Below are 20,087 nucleotides of genomic sequence, written 5' to 3'. Positions count from 1 at the left end.
AGAGGCTGTGTCGCTCTGACCAACAGAATTCAAGGCAGGTAAGAAATGAGCGTAATCAACGTCTTCCAGCAAAACCCCGGCTCCAACGCCCGGGCCGAGTCGCCGCTGCACCATGCCGACCTGGCCAGCCTGGTCGGCAAGGGCCGCAAGAACGCAGGCGTCACCCTGCGTGAGCACAAGTTCCTGGGTCACCTGACCCTCCGTGGCGATGGCCACGATGCGGCATTCGCCGCTGGCGTGAAAAAGGCGCTGGGCCTGGAGCTGCCGGTCGCCCTGACCGTCGTCGCCAACGCCGAGATGTCGCTGCAGTGGGTCGGCCCCGACGAGTGGCTGCTGATCGTTCCTGGCGGCCAGGAGCTGGCTGTCGAGCAGAAGCTGCGTGCAGCCCTCGAAGGCCAGCACATCCAGGTGGTCAACATCAGCGGCGGGCAGACCCTGCTCGAACTGCGCGGCCCGAACGTGCGCGACGTGCTGATGAAATCCACCAGCTATGATGTACACCCGAACAACTTCCCGGTCGGCAAGGCCGTCGGCACCGTGTTCGCCAAGTCGCAACTGGTGATCCGTCGCACCGCCGAGGACACCTGGGAGCTGGTGATTCGCCGCAGCTTCGCTGACTACTGGTGGCTGTGGCTGCAGGACGCGTCGGCTGAATACGGTCTGTCCATCGAAGCATAAGGAGAACACGCATGAGTCGGGCACCGGACACTTGGATTCTCACCGCCGACTGCCCGAGCATGCTCGGCACCGTCGATGTGGTCACGCGTTACCTCTACGAGCAGCGCTGCTACGTGACGGAGCATCACTCCTTCGATGACCGGCTGTCGGGGCGGTTCTTCATCCGCGTCGAGTTCCGCCAGCCGGACGATTTCGACGAAGCCGGCTTCCGCGCCGGCCTCGCCGAACGCAGCGATGCGTTCGGCATGGCCTTCGAGCTGACTGCGCCGAATCACCGCCCCAAGGTGGTGATCATGGTGTCCAAGGCCGACCATTGCCTGAACGACCTGCTGTATCGCCAGCGCATCGGCCAGCTGGGCATGGACGTGGTGGCAGTGGTGTCCAACCACCCGGACCTCGAACCCCTGGCCCAATGGCACAAGATTCCGTACTACCACTTCCCCCTGGATCCGAAAGACAAGCCAGCCCAGGAGCGCAAAGTGCTGCAGGTGATCGAGGAGACCGGCGCCGAGCTGGTGATCCTCGCCCGCTACATGCAGGTGCTGTCGCCCGAGCTGTGCCGTCGCCTGGATGGCTGGGCGATCAACATCCACCACTCCCTGCTGCCGGGCTTCAAGGGCGCCAAGCCCTACCACCAGGCCTACAACAAGGGCGTGAAAATGGTCGGCGCCACGGCGCACTACATCAACAACGACCTCGATGAAGGGCCGATCATCGCCCAGGGCGTCGAGGTGGTGGACCACAGCCACTACCCCGAAGACCTGATCGCCAAGGGCCGTGACATCGAGTGCCTGACCCTGGCGCGTGCGGTGGGGTACCACATCGAGCGGCGCGTGTTCCTCAACGCCAATCGCACGGTCGTGCTCTGACTGACGCAATCGGGGGGCAAGCCCGCTTCCACAGGGTTCACCGCCACCCTGTGGAAGCGGGCTTGTCCCGCGAGTGGGCCCATCACTTTTGTCCTGCCGTTAACAGGCAACCCCCTGTCGCTTCCAGTCACCGCGATATCACCAGACAGGCCCACAATTCCCGCCATTCCAGTAACACATGCCACCCACGAAGGGTGGCGCTTCCACCACCGCTGCAATAAGTAGAAAACGAGCGAGGTAAGAGCATGTCTGGTAATCGTGGAGTGGTGTATCTCGGCGCTGGCAAGGTCGAGGTCCAGAAGATCGACTACCCCAAAATGCAGGACCCACGCGGCAAGAAGATCGAGCACGGCGTGATCCTCAAGGTGGTCTCCACCAACATCTGCGGCTCCGACCAGCACATGGTCCGTGGCCGTACTACTGCCCAGGTCGGCCTGGTTCTTGGCCACGAAATCACCGGTGAAATCGTCGAGAAGGGCCGCGACGTCGAGCGCATGCAGATCGGCGATCTGGTGTCGGTACCGTTCAACGTCGCCTGCGGTCGCTGCCGCTCCTGTAAAGAAATGCACACCGGTGTCTGCCTCACCGTCAACCCGGCTCGCGCCGGCGGTGCCTACGGCTACGTCGATATGGGCGACTGGACCGGCGGCCAGGCCGAATACGTGCTGGTGCCATACGCTGACTTCAACCTGCTGAAACTGCCAGAGCGCGACAAGGCCATGGAGAAAATCCGTGACCTGACCTGCCTGTCCGACATCCTGCCGACCGGTTACCACGGTGCCGTGACTGCCGGTGTAGGCCCAGGCAGCACTGTCTACGTGGCCGGTGCCGGCCCGGTCGGCCTGGCAGCCGCTGCCTCGGCCCGCCTGCTGGGCGCAGCCTGCGTCATCGTTGGCGACCTCAACCCGGCCCGCCTGGCCCATGCCAAGGCCCAGGGCTTCGAAGTGGTCGACCTGTCCAAGGACACCCCGCTGCACGAGCAGATCGTCGACATCCTCGGCGAGCCGGAAGTGGACTGCGCCATCGACGCCGTCGGCTTCGAAGCCCGTGGCCACGGCCATGAAGGTGCCAAGCATGAAGCGCCGGCTACCGTGCTGAACTCGCTGATGCAAGTCACCCGCGTTGCCGGCAACATCGGTATCCCGGGCCTGTACGTGACCGAAGACCCAGGCGCGGTGGATGCCGCAGCCAAGATCGGCGCGCTGAGCATCCGCTTCGGCCTGGGCTGGGCGAAATCGCACAGCTTCCACACCGGCCAGACCCCGACCATGAAGTACAACCGCCAGCTGATGCAGGCGATCATGTGGGACCGTATCAACATCGCCGAGGTGGTTGGCGTGCAGGTGATCAACCTGGACCAGGCGCCGCAAGGCTACGGCGAGTTCGATGCAGGTGTGCCGAAGAAGTTCGTGATCGACCCGCACAAGATGTGGGGCGCGGCGTAACTCGCAACTGAAAGGGCCCCTCGAATCGAGGGGCTTTTTTCTTCCCAGGCGCCAGGAGTGCGCGCCCCCCCTATGGGAGCAGGCTTGTCCGCGATTGGCCCCGATGGCTGGCCGGAACATTCCCCCGTTTGCCCAGTCAAATGCCTCGTTTCCCAGGCCATCCCGGCCGACGAGGTCCTTCCCCGATGAAAGCGCTTACCCTGGCAACCCTGATGACCCTGGCTGCAAGCCCGGTGTTCGCCTACAACCTGAGCGATGCGGCCAATGCCGTGTCGGCGATGCAGAACCAGAATTCCAGCCAGCAGGGCCAGGTGCAGGCCCCGGCCGCCCAGGCCAACCTGCTCAATACCTTGGGCAGCGAGCTGAACATCACCCCTGAACAGGCCATCGGTGGCGCAGGTGCGATGCTGGGGCTGGCGCGCAACAACCTGAGTGAGACCGACTACGGCCAGCTGACCCAGGCAGTGCCCGGCCTGGACCTGCTCTCCGGCGCCAACGCTCTGGGCGGTTTGAGTGGCCTGGGCGCGCTGCTCGGCCAGAACAGCCAGAACGCCTCGCCCCTGGGGAACGCCCTGGGCAACGTCGAGAACCGCAGCGACCTGGACAACGCCTTCAAGCTGCTGGGGATGGACACCGGCATGATCGGTCAGTTCGCCCCGCTGATCCTCCAATACCTGGGCCAGCAAGGCATCGCCGGCTCGCTGTTGCAGAACCTGGGCAGCCTGTGGGCGACCCCGGCACCGGCGGCCGTGCCTTCGGTCTGACACGATTACCTGTAGGAGCGGCCTTGCGCCGCGAAAGGGCCGCTAAGCGGCCCCAAACGGTATTCCCCACGCTGAAACCCTGGGGCCGCTACGCGACCCCTTCGCGGCGCAAGGCCGCTCCTACAGGAGGGTGTCCGGCGTCAGGCGGTTTCGGAGAAGTCCACCAGGCGCACGGGCCGGCGGAAGCCGGCGGTGAGCACCGCCAGGTAGGCCAGGCCCACGGCGAACCAGCACAGGCCGATCACCAGGGTGAGCGCCGACAGGCTGGTCCACAGCCACAGGGTCAGGCCCAGGCCCACCAGCGGCACCGCCCCATAGCACAACAGGCCCTTGAGGTTGCGATGGGTGCGTTCATCGACCAGGTGCGTGCGCACCACCGCCAGGTTCACCGCAGAGAAGGCCACCAGCGCGCCGAAGCTGATCAGCGAAGCGAGGGTGGCGAGGTCGATGACCAAGGCCAGCAACGAGAAGGCCGACACCAGCACGATGGCGAACACCGGGGTTCCGAAGCGTGGCGACAGCTTGCCGAAGGTACGCTGCGGCAGCACCTTGTCGCGGCCCATGGTGTAGAGGATGCGCGACACGGCGGCCTGGGAAGCCAGGGCCGAGCCCAGGCTGCCGGCGACGAAGGCGGCGGTGAAGAAATTGGCCAGGAACTGGCCGCCGGCCTTGAACATCACTTCGTTCGCCGCGGCATCGGCGTTGGCGAACGTGCTGCCCGGCAGCACCAGTTGGCTGATGTAGGCCAACAGGGTGAACAGCAGGCCTGCACCCAGTGTGGTGAGGATGATCGCCCGCGGCACGTCGCGGCGCGCATCCCGGGTTTCTTCCGCCAGGGTGGACACCGCGTCGAAGCCCAGGAACGACAGGCACAGTACCGCCGCACCGGCCATCAGGTGGCCGAAGCCCGGCTGGCTGCCATCGCCCAGCAGCGGCGAGAGCAGGTCCACCGGCTGGCCGGCCAGGGATTGGCAGGACAGCGCCACGAACACGCCGATGAAGACGATCTGCGCGCCGACGATCAGGTTGCTGGCCTTGGCCACCGAATGGATGCCGACCACGTTGAGCACGGTCACCAGGGCGATCGAAGCCAGGATGATGACCCAGGCCGGTATGGCAGGGAAGGCGATGTTCAGGAACAGGCCGATGAGCAGGTAGTTGATCATCGGGATGAACAGGTAGTCGAGCAGCAGCGACCAGCCGGCGAGGAAGCCGACATTCGGCCCGAAGGCCATGTTGGTGTAGGAGTATGCCGAGCCTGCGACCGGGAAGCGCTTGACCATGAAGCTATAGGACGTGGCGGTGAACAGCATCGCCAGCAGGGTCACGAGATAGGCGCCGGCGGTACGGCCACCGGTGATCTCGGTGACGATGCCGTAGGTGGTGAAGATGGTCAGCGGGACCATGTACACCAGGCCGAAGAACACCAGGGCGGGAAGCCCCAGGACGCGGCGAAGTTGGGGAGCTGCCTCGGCAGCGTTGCAAGGTTGTTTGGCCATCGATCGATCCAGGCATTTTTGTAGTTGTGCGTTGATCGATTTTTATCCACCAGGGCGGGTGATGACAAACAAAGAGTTGCTAATGTCGATTATAAATCTGGATTTTAATCGACAATTGGTGGGGCTTTTAAGGGCTCAATCGCGGGACAAGCCCGCTCCCACAGATGCTCCGCCGAGCCTATGGGAGCGGGCTTGTCCCGCGATTGGGCCGCTCAGGCGATGTAAACGGATGAACTCAGCGCAGCTCTGTGCGCAGTTGCGCAATCCGCTGGTCTTTATCCAACCATAGCTGGTTCACCCAGGCCTGCACCCTCTGGCGAAACTCAGGATCATTCTCGTAGTCGCCCGCACACAGCGCCGGGTCGAGCTCACGCACACGGATGTCGATGATCACCCGGCTGATGCTGCCATTGAGCAGGTCCCAGAACCCCGGCGCCTTGTCGCCCGGGTAGACGATGGTGACGTCCAGCAAGGCATCGAGTTGCTCGCCGAGCGCTGCAAGCACGAAGGCGACACCGCCGGCCTTGGGCTTGAGCAGGTGCTGGTAGGGCGATTGTTGGGCCTGGCGCTTGGCTTCGCTGAAGCGCGTGCCTTCGAGGTAGTTGACCACGGTGACCGGCTGGCGTTTGAACAGTTCGCAGGCCGCCTTGGTGATTTCCAGGTCTTTGCCCTTGAGCTCGGGGTGCTTGTCCAGGAACGCCTTGCTGTAGCGCTTCATGAAGGGGTAATCCAGGGCCCACCAGGCCAGGCCCAGCAGGGGCACCCAGATCAGCTCTTTCTTCAGGAAGAATTTGAAGAACGGCACCCGGCGGTTGAGGCTTTCGATCAGCGCTGGAATGTCGACCCAGCTCTGGTGGTTGCTCACGCACAGGTAGGAGGTGTCCTGGCGCAGCTTCTCGATACCGCGAATGTCCCATTGGGTCGGGATGCACAAGGCGAAGATCGCCTTGTCGATTTCAGACCAGGTCTCGGCGATCCACATCACCGCCCAGGAAGCGTAGTCGCGGCCACGGCCCGGCAGAACCAGTTTGAGCAGGGCGAACACCATCAGCGGGCCGATCAGCACGAGGGTGTTGAGCAGCAGCAGGACGGTGGTGAGAATGCCGGTCAGCAGGCGACGCATAAAAGGACTCTTGTTGTCAGATAAAAGCGGTTGGCAATGATAAGTGGGGCATGGCCCTACGCCAAATGTCCAATGTCCGATCCTGGGGACAAATGTTTCACATTATGTTGGATAAGCTGTGACAACGAACCTATCGTGCTCGCGCGGTCTAAGTACTGCCCCACCTCAAGGAAGCGTAACCTGTGAAATCGATGCTTGCCCTGTTGTCACTGCTCAGCCTTCCCGTGATGGCTGCCGAACCGACTCTCTATGGCCGCTACGAATACATTGGCGTGCCGGAAATCGGCGAAACCTTCAAGGCCAAGATGGACACCGGCGCCCTGACCGCGTCGCTGTCGGCCAAGGACACCGAACGCTTCACCCGCGACGGTGAGGACTGGGTGCGTTTCCGCCTGGCCACCAAGGATGCCGGTGACAAGGTCTATGAACACAAGGTGGCGCGCATCAGCAAGATCAAGAACCGCGCCGACGAAGAAGACGAGGGTGAGGAACCGGAAATCACCAAGCGCCCGGTGGTCGACCTGGAACTGTGCCTGGGCGATGTGAAGCGCACCGTGGAGGTCAACCTGACCGACCGCAGCAGCTTCAACTACCCGTTGCTGATCGGCTCCAAGGCCCTGCGTGAATTCAAGGCCGCCGTGAACCCGGCGCGCAAGTTCACCGCGGGCAAGCCAGACTGCTGATCCGAACGCGACGCAGCCCCCCCTGTAGGAGCGGCCTTGCGCCGCGAAAGGGCTGCATAGCAGCCCCAAAATTTCGGCGTCGCGTCGATATCGCTGGGGCTGCCTTGCAGCCCTTTCGCGGCACAAGGCCGCTCCTACAGGGATTGCGCCCTGCTTGAAAGTTGCCTATATGTCCAGCTTCGCTATCTGCAAGGCCGGACGCCATGCCGCACATCCTCATCGTCGAAGACGAATCCGCCATCGCCGACACGCTGGTCTACGCCCTGCAGGCCGACGGCCATAGCACCGAATGGGTGACCCTCGGCAGCGCGGCTATCGAGCAGCAGCGCGCGCGCCCGGCGGACCTGGTGATCCTCGATATCGGCTTGCCGGACATCAGTGGCTTCGAGACGTGCCGCCAACTGCGCCGTTTCACCGAGGTTCCGGTGATGTTCCTCAGCGCCCGTGACGCCGAGATCGACCGGGTGGTGGGCCTGGAGATCGGCGCGGACGATTATGTGGTCAAACCATTCAGCCCCCGTGAAGTGGCAGCGCGGGTGCGGGCGATCCTCAAGCGCATGGCCCCGCGTGTGGAGCCCCTGGCGGCGCCATTCCAGGTCGACACCCTGAGCATGCAAATCAGCTACCGTGCGCAGCCGCTGGCCCTGACCCGACACGAGTTTCGCCTGCTGCAGTGCCTGCTGGAACAGCCTCGCCGGGTGTTCAGCCGCGAGCAATTGCTCGATGCCGTGGGCGTGCCCTCCGACGCGGGTTACGAGCGCACCATCGACAGCCACATCAAGAGCCTGCGTGCCAAGCTGCGTCAGGTCGCCGCCGACGCCGAGCCGATCCAGACCCACCGAGGGCTTGGCTACAGCTACAGCCCGGACCACGCCTGATGCGCCTGGGCATCCGCATCTTCCTGGTGTATTTCCTGTTCGTCGGGTTGTCTGGCTATTTCCTGCTCAACACCGTGCGCGAACAGATCCGTCCGGTGGTGCGCCAGTCTTCCGAAGAAACCCTGGTGGACACCGCCAACCTGCTGGCGGAGATCCTGCGCGACGATGTGAAGGCCGGTACCTTGAACCAGGGGCGCCTGCCCCAGGTATTGGCGTCCTATGGCGAGCGCAGGCCGGGGGCCCAGATTTGGGGGCTGGCGAAGAACCAGGTCAGCCACCGCATCTACGTTACCGATGCCAAGGGTACCGTGTTGCTCGATTCGAGCGGCCAGGGCCTGGGCAAAGACTATTCGCGCTGGAACGACGTCTACCTGACCCTGCGCGGCCAATATGGCGCCCGCTCCACCCGCAGCGACCCGGATGACGAAAGCACCTCGGTGATGCACGTCGCCGCGCCGATCCTCGATGAGGGCAGGATCATCGGCGTGGTGACGGTGGCCAAGCCCAACAGCTCGTTGCAGCCCTACATCGACCGTGCCGAGCGGCGCCTGCTGAACCTCGGCCTGGGGCTGATAGGCCTGGGCTTGCTGGTAGGCGCTGCGCTGTCCTGGTGGCTGGCCCGCTCGCTACGTCGCCTGACCCGCTACGCCCAGGCGGTCAGCGAGGGCCAGCGCGCCGCGTTGCCGCATTACAAGGGCGGCGAGCTCGGGCAGTTGGCTACGGCGGTGGAACGCATGCGCACCCAGCTCGAAGGCAAGGCCTATGTCGAGCGCTATGTGCATACCCTGACCCATGAACTCAAGAGCCCCTTGGCGGCGATCCGCGGCGCATCCGAGCTGCTGCAGGGCGACATGCCGGCTGAACAAAGAGCGCGATTCGCCGGCAATATCGAGCGTGAGAGCGGGCGCTTGCAGCAGATGATCGAGCGCCTGCTTAACCTGGCCCGCGTCGAGCAGATGCAGGCGCTGGAGGATGAGCAACAGGTGGCCTTGGCTGCGTTGGTCGATGAACTGCTGCTGGCCCACACCGCACGTATCGAGGCTGCTGGCCTGCAAGTGCGCCAGCGGGTGCCGGCGGGCCTACGCTTGTTGTGCGATCCGTTCTTGATGCGCCAGGCCCTGGCCAACCTGCTGGACAACGCGCTGGACTTCACCCCGCAAGGCGGGGCGTTGTTGTTCGAGCTGGCGCACGAGGGGGAACGGGTAGCCTTGAGCGTGTTCAACCAGGGGGAGGCGATTCCCGATTACGCCATCGGGCGCGTCAGCGAACGGTTCTACTCGTTGCCAAGACCGGGCAGCGGGCGCAAGAGCACGGGGTTGGGGCTGAACTTCGTCGCCGAGGTGATGCAACTGCATGGCGGCGCGTTGGAGGTGGACAACGTCGAGGGTGGCGTGCGCGTGCGATTGTGGTTGCCGGCACGCAGAATCGACTGACCTCGAGGGCCCAATCGCGGGACAAGCCCGCTCCCACACCAACACCCACAACCTGCCTGTACCTGTAGGAGCGGCCTTGCGCCGCGAAAGGGCTGCAGAGCAGCCCCAACCATCCACCCCTGTAGGAGCGGCCTTGTGCCGCGAAAGGGCTGCCTAGCAGCCCCAACTACACCCAATCTCCATCTTGTCTCCACAAGCCCTCCACATCCCCGCTCCACACTGCGCCCACCGCAAACGGAGCGCCCACCCATGACCAAAACCCTGAGTTTCAAGCTCGCCACGATCACCTTGCTGACCGTGCTGCTGTTGATCCCCCTGCTGATGATCAGTGGCCTGATTGCCGAGCGTCAGGCCCTGCGCGACAGCGTGATCCAGGACATTGCCGCAAGCTCGAGCTTCGCCCAACGGCTCAGTGGCCCCCTGCTGGTGGTGCCGTACCGCAAGTACGAGCGTCGTTGGATCGAAAAGGACGGCCAACGCCTTCAGGAAACCAGCACGGTCACCGGCCAGCTGTATTTCCTGCCGGACACCTTCGACGCCACGATAGAGGCCGACACCGAGCTGCGTGCCCGAGGCATCTACCAGGCCCGCCTGTTCCACGCCCGCAGCCGGGTCGCTGGGCGCTTCAAGCTCCCCGAGCGCTGGGGCATCGAGAAAGACTTCGACGACTACCGTTTCGACACGCCTTACCTGGTGGTGGGCATCAGCGATATCCGCGGCATCGAAAATGCCCCGCAGCTGAACCTGGGCGACCGGCATTTGCCGTTCGAGCCGGGTACTGGCCTGGACTGGCTGGGCGGCGGGGTACACGCGCGGTTGCCGATGCTCGCTGCAGGCAAGGCGGGTGAATTCAGTTACGCCTTCGACCTCGCCTTGCAGGGCACCGGCCAGCTGCATGTGGTGCCGGTGGGCCGCAGCAGCAGCGTGGACATCCGCGCCAACTGGCCACACCCAAGCTTCATCGGCAATTACCTGCCCAGCCGCCGGGAGATCGATGGGCAAGGTTTCAAGGCCCATTGGCAGACCAGCTTTTTCGCCACCAACCTCGAAGACGCCGTGCGCCAATGCGCTAGCCAAGTGCAATGCGCAGGCTTCGACGAGCGTGCCTTTGGTGTGAGCTTCGTCGACCCGGTGGACCAGTACCTCAAGAGCGAGCGGGCGATTAAATACGCACTGCTGTTCATCGCCCTGACTTTTGCCGGGTTCTTCCTCTTCGAAGTACTCAAGGGCTTTAGCGTCCATCCTGTGCAGTACGCCTTGGTGGGCGTGGCGTTGGCGTTCTTCTATCTGTTGCTGCTGTCGTTGTCCGAGCACCTGGGCTTTGGCCTGGCCTATGGGGTATCGGCCTCGGCCTGTGTGCTGCTGATCGGCTTCTACCTGAGCCATGTGCTGGGCAGCCTATGGCGGGGCGTCGGGTTCGCGGCGGGGTTGGCGGTGCTGTACGCATTGCTCTATGGCCTGCTCGGCGCCGAAGACTATGCGCTGCTGATGGGCTCGCTGCTGTGCTTTGGCCTGCTTGGGCTGTTCATGGTGCTGACCCGCCGGCTGGATTGGGCGCGGGTGGGGAGGGAGGCATGAGGGAGGATCGGGAAAAGGGACGATGGCTGGCGTCCATGATCGCCTCGCTGTTTGTTCGCTGCAGACGAATGTGTGATCTCGATCGCCGGCAAGCCGGCTCCCACTGGGAGGGTGCAGGCCGAGCTCTTGTGGGAGCCGGCTTGCCGGCGATCAGGATGGGTCAAGCCACCGGTTGCGTAGCGGCCATCGATGGCCGCTTGGCCACCTCGGCATACCAGGCCGCCAGGCCAGGCTGTTGCTCGCGCCAGCCGAACTGCGGTTGGCGCAGGTCCAGGTAGCCCAGCGCGCAGGCCACGCCGATGGCCGCGATGTCGAAGGTGGAGGCGAGTTCGGCCAGATGCTCCTGCTCCAGGTTGGCCAGGCTACGACGGATCTTCTCGCTCTGGGCCTGCACCCAGCCTTCCCAGCGCTTGTCTTCGGGGCGCAGGAAGGTCTCGTAGCGGGTCGAGACCGCCGCATCCATGATCGCATCGGCCTGGGAGGCCAGGGTCAGGCGACGCCAGCGCGCCGAGCCCTCGCGAGGGATCATGGGATTGCCGACGTGCTGCAGGTCGAGGTACTCGCAGATCACCCGGCTATCGTGCAGCACGGTGCCGTCTTCCAGGCGCAAGGCCGGGATCTTGCCGATCGGGTTGCCTTGGTTGAGCTGCTCGTCGCCGCTCACCGGGCTCACATTGACCGCCTGCAGAGCAACGCGCTCGAGCTGCCCGGTCTCGTGCAGCACGACCATCACCTTGCGCACGAACGGCGAGAGGGGCGAGTGAAACAGGGTCATTGTCGCCATGGCCGGTCCTCAGTTGCCTTGCAGGCTGGGTGGCAGGCATACGCCGGTACCGGCGATGCCGCAGTAGCCGTCGGGGTTCTTGGCCAGGTACTGCTGGTGGTAGGCCTCGGCGAAATACACAGTCGGGGCTTGGTCGATCTCAGTGGTGATCTCACCGAAGCCGGCCTTGCTCAGCTCTTGTTGGAAGGCGTCACGGCTGGCCTTGGCCTGCTCCAGTTGCTCGGGGCTGGTGCAGTAGATCGCCGAGCGGTACTGGGTGCCGATGTCGTTGCCCTGGCGCATGCCCTGGGTCGGGTTGTGCAGTTCCCAGAACATCGCCAGCAGCTCGCGGTAACTCACTTTGTTCTTGTCGAACACCACCAGCACCACTTCGGTGTGGCCGGTCAGGCCCGAGCAGACTTCTTCATAGGTGGGGTTGGGGGTGAAACCGCCCGCGTAGCCGACCACGGTGCTGACCACCCCTTCGCGCTGCCAGAAGCGGCGCTCGGCACCCCAGAAGCAGCCCAGGCCGAAGATGGCGAAATCGATGTCGCCTTCGAAGAAGGGGCCCAGCAGCGGGGTCTCCTTGAAGACGTAGTGGAACTCGGGCAAGGCCATTGGCGTTTCGCGGCCAGGCAAGGCCTGTTCCGCAGTGGGCATGACGTTTTTGTTCACCAGGATTTCCGAACGCAGGACCATGGCCGTTCCTCTGTGTTTTTCAGTTGGACAGGGTATGGCCCCATCGCCGGCAAGCGGGCACACACACTGGCTCCGTGGGAGCCGGCTTGCCGGCGATGGGGCCGCAATGGGTTCTATAGTGCCCGAGCTTGGCGCCGCTGTCAGGCCACCGGGCCACGCGGATAGCGCCGCAACCTGGCGACCAGCTCGCGCCCCGGGATCGGCCGGTCGAACAGGTAGCCCTGGCCGACATCGCAGCGGTGCCGGCGCAGGAAGGCCAGCTGTTCGGCGGTTTCGATGCCCTCGGCGACCACCTTGAGCTTGAGGTTGTGGGCCATGGCCACCACCGCCGACGTGATCTCCATGTCGTCCTGGTTGTCGGGGATCTCGTTGATGAAGCTGCGGTCGATCTTGATGATGTCGATCGGAAACTTCTTCAGGTAGCTCAGCGACGAATAGCCGGTGCCGAAATCGTCCATCGCCAGCATCAGGCCCAGGGCCTTGAGTTCGTCGAGCTGGCGGTGGGTATCCTCGGTGGCCTCCAGCAGCAGGCCCTCGGTCAGTTCCAGCTCCAGCAAATGCGGCGGCAGCGCTTCTTCGCGCAGGATGGTGCCGATCGAGCTCACCAGATCGGGGTCGGAGAACTGCTTGGGCGAGAGGTTGATCGCCACGTGCAGGTTGCCCACGCCAGCGCTGCGCAGCTGCTGGCTCATGCGGCAGGCCTGGCGTACCACCCATTTGCCGATGGGGATGATCAGGCCGGTTTCCTCGGCCACGCTGATGAACTGGTCCGGGCGGATCATGCCGCGCTCGGGGTGATTCCAGCGCAGCAGCGCCTCCAGGCCTAGCAGGCGCCCACTGCGCAGACACAGCTTGGGCTGGTAGAAAACCTCCAGCTCGTTCTGGGCCAGCGCCCGGCGCAGGTTGTTCTCGACGAACAGCTTGTAGCTGGCCTCGGCGTTGAGCACTTCGGTGAACACCTGCACCTGGTGCTTGCCGTTGGCCTTGGCCTTGTGCAGGGCAAGGCCTGCGTTCTTCATCAGGCTCTGCGGGTCGCTGCCGTGCAGCGGCGCGCAGGCCAGGCCGACAGAGGCGGTGACGTTGATCAGCTGGTTGTCGACGAACATGGGCTTGTCGAGGGTGCGCAGCAATTGCAGGGCGACCTGCTGGCCGGCTTCCAGCGTGGTGTCGTCGAGCAGCACGGCGAACTCGTTGCTGGCAAAGCGCGCCAGCACGTCACCGCCGCCCAGGCTGTTGCGCAGGCGCCGGGCCAGGCTGACCAGCAGCTTGTCGCCGGTCTGGTGGCCCAGGCTGTCATTGATCCGCTTGAAATTGTCGATGTCCACCAGCAGCAGGCAGATGGGAATCGCCCCCTCGCGGGCGAAACGCTCGTCGAGGCTGCGGATGAACGACGGGCGATTGCCCAGGTTGGTCAGGTTGTCGGTATAGGCCAGGCGCTCGATACGCTGCTGCGCCAGCTTGGTCTGGGTGATGTCTTCGTAGATGCCGATGTAGTGGGTCAGCTCGCGGTTGTCGCCGAACACTTTGGAGATCGACAGTTGCCCCCAGTAGGGCTCCAGGCTCTTGCGCCGGCTTCTGAATTCACCCTGCCAGCTGTTGCCCATGGCCAGGCTGGAAGAGGAGTCGAACAGCAGCTCGCTGAGGTTTTCCAGCGCTGGCAGCTCGCCCAGGTGACGCCCTTGCACTTCATCGGTGCTGTATTGGGTGATGGCGGTGAAGCTTGGGTTGACGTATTCCACCACGCCGTCGCGGTTGACCAGCAGGAAGGCGCTGGCACTTTGTTCCACGGCCCGCTGGAACAGGTGCAGGGCGCTGGTGGCGGTGCGTCGGTTGTGGTTGGTGATGACCTGGGCCACCTGGTCGGCTAGCTCGCCGGCAAAGGCGATCTCATCGGACTGCCAGACGCGGGCCGTGCCTGTCTGCTCTAGGCAGAGCACGCCGACCACCTGCCCGTCGACACGGATGCTGGCATCGAGCATGGCATTGTTGGCGGAGGGGTATAGGCTTTCGGCCATTTCCCGGGTGCGCGGGTCTTGGCTGGCGTTATGGGCGTCGATGGCGCGGCTGGCGTGCAGGGCATCGAGGTAATCGGGGAAGCGGCTTGCGTCAATGGCGTCCGGCAGGTGGTGGCGCTGGTCTTGGCTGCGCCAGGCACTGATCGGCTCCAGCCGCTGTTCGTCGAGGTACCAGAGGCTGGCGCAGTCGACCTTGTAGATCTCGCAGGCGCTGCGGGTAATCAGCTCAGCGGCCTCCTGCAGCGAATTGTCGGCGCTGTAGCGCTGCCGGGCCAGGCGCAGGATCAGGTCCTGCTGGGCGCGCACGCGCTCCAGGTGCTCGAGCTGCTCCTGCTGGGCACGCTGGTTCAGTTGCAGGGCCAGCTGCAAGCGGCTGTTGCGTGATTCGAGGTCGTCGGCGACTGAGGTAGGGCTGTCGTCCTGCTGATCGTCCAGCACCGTGAGGTAGCCGCGCAGCAACTGGCGATTGTGCTGGCGGTAGCCTTCACCGACCTCCAGCATGCGCAGGGCCGCCCCGTTGGTATGCAGGGTGTAGCGGACCCGGTAATGGTTGCGTCGGGCCAGTTGCAGTTGGATCTCGTCATGCAGGGTGTAGCGCGCTTCCGGTTCCATGAGGCTGGCGTAGGGCGCGCCGATCAGGGCGCAGAGCTCGGCGGCGGGCAGGCCGAACTGGCGTTCGCAGGCGGGATCCAGGTACAGCATGGCCCAGCTGGCTTCGTTGAGCCTTTCGAAACGCAGCATGCCGAGCCGCGAAGGCACGGGAAGCTGCGTGACGACCTCGGCCGCCGAACGGCTGGCGGCATCGGGTTGGCTTTTCATCGAAGACTCGCTTGAACTGGAGGCGCGGCTCGGGCGCGGCGTATCGGGCAAGGTTGCATGATGTCCCGAGGGCTGGCAAGCGGCCCGGGGGATGCACTCTATGAGAGGTTGTCGGCGGGCTTGGGGGAATCTGTAGATGGGGGCGCTTTGTGGCACAGGCGGGCATAGCCCTCACGGCATTCTCCAGGCAAAAAAAAGCCCCGCCAAACGACGGGGTTGAGGTACGAGCGTGGCAGCTCGAAACAGGCCTGCCCCACCCCTTGCGAGGTGAGGCAGGGAGGCTGCCTTACAGCAGCATGGTGCGGATATCCGCCAGCACGTCGCCCAGGCGCTTGGTGAAGCGCGCGGCGGCAGCGCCGTTGATCACGCGGTGATCGTAGGACAGCGACAGCGGCAGCATCAGCTTGGGCTGGAAGGCCTTGCCATCCCAGACCGGCTGCATGGTCGCCTTGGATACACCGAGGATCGCCACTTCCGGCGCGTTGACGATCGGCGTGAAGCCGGTGCCGCCAATGTGGCCGAGGCTGGAGATGGTGAAGCAGGCGCCCTGCATGTCGTCGGCGGCGAGCTTCTTGGTGCGGGCCTTTTCGGCCAGCGCCGCAGCTTCGGCAGCCAGTTGCAGCAGGCTCTTCTGGTCGACGTTCTTGATCACAGGGACCAGCAGGCCGTCCGGCGTGTCCACGGCGAAGCCGATGTGCACGTACTTCTTGCGGATGATGGCCTTGCCGCTTGGCGCCAGCGAGCTGTTGAAGTCCGGCAGTTCCTTGAGCAGGAAGGCGCAGGCCTTGAGCAGCAGTGGCAGCACGGTCAGCTTGACGCCAGCCTTCTCGGCCACGGCCTTCTGCGCGACGCGGAAGGCTTCCAGCTCGGTGATGTCGGCCGAGTCGAACTGGGTGACATGCGGCACGTTCAGCCAGCTGCGGTGCAGGTTGGTGGCACCGACCTGCATCAGGCGGGTCAGGGCGACTTCTTCCACTTCACCGAACTTGCTGAAGTCCACGGCCGGGATCGGCGGGATGCCGGCACCACCGGTCGCACCGGCGGCAGGAGCCTCCTTGGCCTTCTGCATCATGGCCTTGACGTAGACCTGCACGTCTTCCTTCAGGATGCGGCCGTGCGGGCCGGTCGCGGCGACCGCGCCCAGGTCGACACCGAATTCACGGGCCAGCAGACGCACGGCGGGGCCTGCGTGAACCTTGGCGTTGCTGCCGGCAGCCGGTGCGGTGGCGACCGGAGCCGGGGCGGCAGCCGGAGCTGCGGCAGGCGCGGCGGCTGGAGCAGCCTCGGCCTTGGCCGGCGCCGGGGCAGCCGCGGCGGGTGCGGCTGCCGGGGCGGCGCCCGCGACTTCCAGCTTGAGAATCAGGTCACCGGTGCCGACTTCGTCGTCCAGCTTGGCGATCACTTCCTTCACCACGCCAGCGGCGGGCGACGGGATCTCCATGGAGGCCTTGTCGGACTCCAGGGTGATCAGCGACTGATCGGCTTCGACGGTGTCGCCGGCCTTGACCAGGACTTCGATGATCTTGGCCTTGCCCGACGAGCCGATGTCCGGCACGTGGATGTCCTGCACGCTGGCGGCTGCCGGAGCGGCGGCCGGGGCAGGGGCTGCAGCGGCTGCCGGTTTTTCTTCGGCGGCAGGTGCCGCTGCGGGGGCAGCCGCGGCCGGAGCCTCGGGCGCCGCAGCGGCGCCCTCGACTTCCAGGACCATCAGCTCGTCGCCTTCTTTCAGGCGATCACCCAGCTTGACCTTCAGCTCCTTGATCACGCCGGCCTTCGGGGCCGGGATCTCCATGGAGGCCTTGTCGGACTCCAGGGTCAGCAGGCTCTGGTCGGCCTCGATACGATCACCGACCTTGACGAACAGCTCGATGATTTCACCTTCACCGCTGCCGATGTCAGGTACGCGAATGAGTTCGCTCACTTAAAAATACTCCTCAGCAGTCCAGTGGGTTGCGCTTGTCCGGATCGATGCCGAACTTGACGATGGCGTCTGCCACCACCTTCGGTTCGATCTCGCCACGGTCAGCCAAGGCTTCCAGGGCAGCCAGCACGACGAAGTGACGGTCGACTTCGAAGAAGTGACGCAGCTTCTTGCGGCTGTCGCTGCGACCGAAACCATCGGTACCCAGGACCTTGTACTCCTTGCTCGGGACCCACTGGCGGATCTGTTCGGCGAAGAGCTTCATGTAGTCGGTGGACGCTACAACCGGGCCCTTGCGACCGGCCAGGCACTGCTCGACGTAGGTCTGCTGTGGCTTCTGACCAGGCTTGAGGCGGTTGGCGCGTTCCACGGCCAGGCCGTCGCGACGCAGTTCGTTGAAGCTGGTGACGCTCCACACGTCGGCGCCGACGTTGTATTCCTCGCGCAGGATCTTCGCCGCTTCGCGGACTTCGCGCAGGATGGTGCCCGAACCCAACAGCTGCACATGGTGCGCGGCTTCGCGGGTGTCTTCTTCCAGCAGGTACATGCCCTTGATGATGCCTTCCTCGGCGCCGGCCGGGATGGCTGGCTGGGTGTAGGCTTCGTTCATCACGGTGATGTAGTAGAAGACGTCCTGTTGCTCTTCGGTCATCTTCTTCATGCCGTCCTGGATGATCACCGCCAGCTCGTAGCCGTAGGTCGGATCATAGGTGCGGCAGTTCGGGATGGTGGCAGCCATCAGGTGGCTGTGACCGTCTTCGTGCTGCAGGCCTTCACCGTTGAGGGTGGTACGGCCGGCGGTACCGCCGATCAGGAAGCCACGGGTACGGCTGTCGCCAGCGGCCCATGCCAGGTCACCGATACGCTGGAAGCCGAACATCGAGTAGAAGATGTAGAACGGCAGCATCGGCTGGTTGTGGTTGCTGTACGAGGTACCGGCGGCGATGAACGACGACATGGCGCCGGCTTCGTTGATGCCTTCCTCGAGGATCTGGCCCTTCTTGTCCTCGCGGTAGAACATCACCTGGTCCTTGTCGACCGGCTCGTAGAGCTGGCCCACGGAGGAGTAGATGCCGAGCTGGCGGAACATGCCTTCCATACCGAAGGTACGGGCTTCGTCCGGGATGATCGGGACGATGCGCTGACCGATTTCCTTGTCCTTGACCAGTTGCGCCAGGATGCGCACGAAAGCCATGGTGGTGGAGATTTCACGGTCGCCCGAGCCGTCCAGGATCGCCTTCAGGGTTTCCAGCGGCGGAGTCGGGATGCTGAAGCTCTTCGCACGGCGCTGCGGTACGAAGCCACCCAGGGCTGCGCGGCGCTCGGCCAGGTACTTGGCTTCGGCGCTGCCTTCTTCGGGACGGAAGAACGGCAGGTTTTCCAGGTCGGCATCCTTGACCGGGATGTCGAAGCGGTCACGGAAGTGACGCAGGCTGTCGACGTCGACCTTCTTGGTGTTGTGCGCGGTGTTCTTGGCTTCGCCGGCACCGGTACCGTAACCCTTGATGGTCTTGGCCAGGACGACGGTCGGTTGGCCCTTGTGGTTGACCGCCTGGTGGTAGGCCGCATAGACCTTGTACGGGTCGTGGCCGCCACGGTTGAGCTTCCAGATCTCATCGTCGGACAGGTCTTCAACCATGGCCTTGAGTTCCGGGGTGTTGAAGAAGTGCTCACGGACGTACGCACCGTCCTTGGCCTTGTAGTTCTGGTATTCGCCGTCGATGACTTCGTCCATGCGACGCTGCAGGGCGCCGTTGGTGTCCTTGGCGAACAGTGGATCCCAGAAGCGGCCCCAGACGACCTTGTTGACGTTCCAGCCGCCGCCACGGAACACGCCTTCGAGTTCCTGGATGATCTTGCCGTTGCCGCGAACCGGGCCGTCGAGGCGCTGCAGGTTGCAGTTGATGACGAAGATCAGGTTGTCCAGCTTCTCGCGGCCGGCCAGGGCGATGGCGCCCAGGGATTCCGGCTCGTCGCACTCGCCGTCGCCCATGAAGCACCAGACCTTCTGCTTGCCGGCCGGGATGAAGCCACGGGCTTCCAGGTACTTCATGAAGCGTGCCTGGTAGATTGCCTGGATCGGGCCCAGACCCATGGAAACGGTCGGGAACTGCCAGAAGTCAGGCATCAGCCATGGGTGCGGGTACGAAGACAGGCCCTTGCCGTCCACTTCCTGACGGAAGTTGTTCATCTGGTCTTCGCTGATGCGGCCTTCGAGGAAGGCGCGGGCGTAGATGCCTGGGGAGGCGTGGCCCTGGAAGAAGATCAGGTCGCCGCCATGCTCCTCGGTCGGAGCCTGGAAGAAGTAGTTGAAGCCGATGTCGTACAAGGTGGCGCTGGAGGCGAAGCTCGAAATGTGGCCACCCAGGTCCGAGTCCCGCAGGTTGGTACGCATGACCATGGCCAGGGCGTTCCAACGTACCATCGAGCGGATGCGGCGTTCCATGAACAGGTCGCCAGGCATGCGTGCTTCGTGGGTAACGGGGATGGTGTTGCGGTATGGCGTGGTGATTGCGTACGGCAGCTGGGAGCCACTACGGGTGGCCAGCTCGCCCATACGGGTCATCAGGTAGTGAGCGCGGTCTTCGCCTTCTTTGTCGAGGACCGACTCCAAGGCATCCAGCCATTCCTGGGTTTCGACGGGATCGAGGTCTTGCATGGCTTGCTCCAGGGCGGAAAGGCCACCAGAATCGGGGGCCTGAGTTTGCGACTGGCCTTTTGGGCAGACGTCGTGAATTCTTGGATTAGCCGGACAGTCATCCGGCGCCGTGTAGTTTTACTACAAATGATTCGGCATTTCATGCTTTTGAAGCGCAGGGGTAGTAGTAAAACTACAGAAAAGCGGCATTTTGTCGCACTCTGGCTTGTGGGGAAAATCGTTCCCGTAGGTTGGGACTGGGCTTTGATCGGGTGAATCTTG

The 20,087-nt window shown here is 64.1% G+C and carries 15 protein-coding genes; 8 read left to right on the top strand and 7 right to left on the bottom strand.

The genetic code is table 11. From position 1 onward, the window contains the following. Positions 1-45: 45 nt before the first annotated feature. The 4 genes from ACNFG0_RS03715 to ACNFG0_RS03700 all read left to right on the top strand — a co-directional run bounded on the left by ACNFG0_RS03715 (position 46) and on the right by ACNFG0_RS03700 (position 3,756). Positions 46-678, top strand: a complete 633-nt coding sequence (locus ACNFG0_RS03715) for a sarcosine oxidase subunit gamma (RefSeq protein WP_196143955.1) — start codon at positions 46-48, stop codon at positions 676-678. A gap of 11 nt (positions 679-689) precedes the next feature. Continuing rightward, complete coding sequence (purU, locus tag ACNFG0_RS03710; protein WP_196143956.1) at positions 690-1,547, top strand: formyltetrahydrofolate deformylase; 858 nt, start codon at positions 690-692, stop codon at positions 1,545-1,547. A 245-nt stretch (positions 1,548-1,792) separates the two neighbouring features. Continuing rightward, the gene (gene fdhA / locus ACNFG0_RS03705; RefSeq protein WP_196143957.1) at positions 1,793-2,992 is read left to right on the top strand and encodes a formaldehyde dehydrogenase, glutathione-independent; all 1,200 of its coding nucleotides are present in this window, start codon (positions 1,793-1,795) and stop codon (positions 2,990-2,992) included. Between the two features lie 185 nt (positions 2,993-3,177). After that, positions 3,178-3,756 carry a DUF2780 domain-containing protein gene (locus ACNFG0_RS03700; RefSeq protein ID WP_196154468.1) on the top strand — a complete coding sequence of 193 codons (579 nt, stop codon included), beginning with the start codon at positions 3,178-3,180 and terminating at the stop codon, positions 3,754-3,756. A 140-nt stretch (positions 3,757-3,896) separates the two neighbouring features. Here the strand turns inward: ACNFG0_RS03700 and ACNFG0_RS03695 are convergent, their stop codons facing one another. Further along, on the bottom strand, positions 3,897-5,255 hold the full coding sequence (locus ACNFG0_RS03695) for an APC family permease (protein ID WP_196143959.1): 1,359 nt from the start codon (positions 5,253-5,255) through the stop codon (positions 3,897-3,899). A 235-nt stretch (positions 5,256-5,490) separates the two neighbouring features. Further along, a complete protein-coding gene (locus tag ACNFG0_RS03690) occupies positions 5,491-6,378 on the bottom strand; it encodes an acyltransferase (protein ID WP_196154467.1) in 888 nt (295 codons plus the stop codon). A gap of 182 nt (positions 6,379-6,560) precedes the next feature. Here ACNFG0_RS03690 and ACNFG0_RS03685 point away from each other — a divergent pair, with 182 nt between their 5' ends. The 4 genes from ACNFG0_RS03685 (at position 6,561) to creD (ending at position 10,950) form a co-directional block, all read left to right on the top strand. After that, complete coding sequence (locus ACNFG0_RS03685) at positions 6,561-7,061, top strand: ATP-dependent zinc protease (RefSeq protein ID WP_416764035.1); 501 nt, start codon at positions 6,561-6,563, stop codon at positions 7,059-7,061. A gap of 203 nt (positions 7,062-7,264) precedes the next feature. Next, positions 7,265-7,939 (top strand): two-component system response regulator CreB, encoded by a 675-nt coding sequence (gene creB, locus ACNFG0_RS03680; RefSeq protein WP_416764034.1) that lies wholly within the window; start codon positions 7,265-7,267, stop codon positions 7,937-7,939. Then, positions 7,939-9,372: a two-component system sensor histidine kinase CreC gene (creC, locus tag ACNFG0_RS03675; RefSeq protein WP_196143963.1), complete on the top strand. Its 1,434-nt coding sequence runs from the start codon at positions 7,939-7,941 to the stop codon at positions 9,370-9,372. The genes creB and creC overlap by 1 nt, the downstream gene beginning before the upstream one ends. A 249-nt stretch (positions 9,373-9,621) precedes the next feature. Beyond that, positions 9,622-10,950: a cell envelope integrity protein CreD gene (gene creD / locus ACNFG0_RS03670; RefSeq protein WP_196154464.1), complete on the top strand. Its 1,329-nt coding sequence runs from the start codon at positions 9,622-9,624 to the stop codon at positions 10,948-10,950. A gap of 160 nt (positions 10,951-11,110) precedes the next feature. On the opposite strand, the gene ACNFG0_RS03665 is transcribed toward creD, so the two are convergent. From ACNFG0_RS03665 to aceE, 5 genes are all read right to left on the bottom strand, one after another. Further along, positions 11,111-11,734, bottom strand: coding sequence for a glutathione S-transferase (locus tag ACNFG0_RS03665; protein WP_196143965.1), 624 nt, complete (start codon positions 11,732-11,734; stop codon positions 11,111-11,113). A 9-nt stretch (positions 11,735-11,743) separates the two neighbouring features. Continuing rightward, complete coding sequence (gene msrA / locus ACNFG0_RS03660; RefSeq protein WP_196143966.1) at positions 11,744-12,412, bottom strand: peptide-methionine (S)-S-oxide reductase MsrA; 669 nt, start codon at positions 12,410-12,412, stop codon at positions 11,744-11,746. A 140-nt stretch (positions 12,413-12,552) separates the two neighbouring features. Continuing rightward, positions 12,553-15,246: a putative bifunctional diguanylate cyclase/phosphodiesterase gene (locus ACNFG0_RS03655; RefSeq protein ID WP_416764033.1), complete on the bottom strand. Its 2,694-nt coding sequence runs from the start codon at positions 15,244-15,246 to the stop codon at positions 12,553-12,555. Between the two features lie 286 nt (positions 15,247-15,532). Next, positions 15,533-17,167: a dihydrolipoyllysine-residue acetyltransferase gene (gene aceF, locus ACNFG0_RS03650; protein ID WP_416764032.1), complete on the bottom strand. Its 1,635-nt coding sequence runs from the start codon at positions 17,165-17,167 to the stop codon at positions 15,533-15,535. A 13-nt stretch (positions 17,168-17,180) separates the two neighbouring features. Beyond that, positions 17,181-19,826 carry a pyruvate dehydrogenase (acetyl-transferring), homodimeric type gene (gene aceE, locus ACNFG0_RS03645; protein WP_196143969.1) on the bottom strand — a complete coding sequence of 882 codons (2,646 nt, stop codon included), beginning with the start codon at positions 19,824-19,826 and terminating at the stop codon, positions 17,181-17,183. Positions 19,827-20,087: the final 261 nt, after the last annotated feature.

The sequence above is a fragment of the Pseudomonas sp. NY15372 genome (assembly GCF_048068215.1).
Classification (GTDB): domain Bacteria; phylum Pseudomonadota; class Gammaproteobacteria; order Pseudomonadales; family Pseudomonadaceae; genus Aquipseudomonas; species Aquipseudomonas guariconensis_A.
This window is presented reverse-complemented; position numbering and strand designations above follow the sequence as displayed.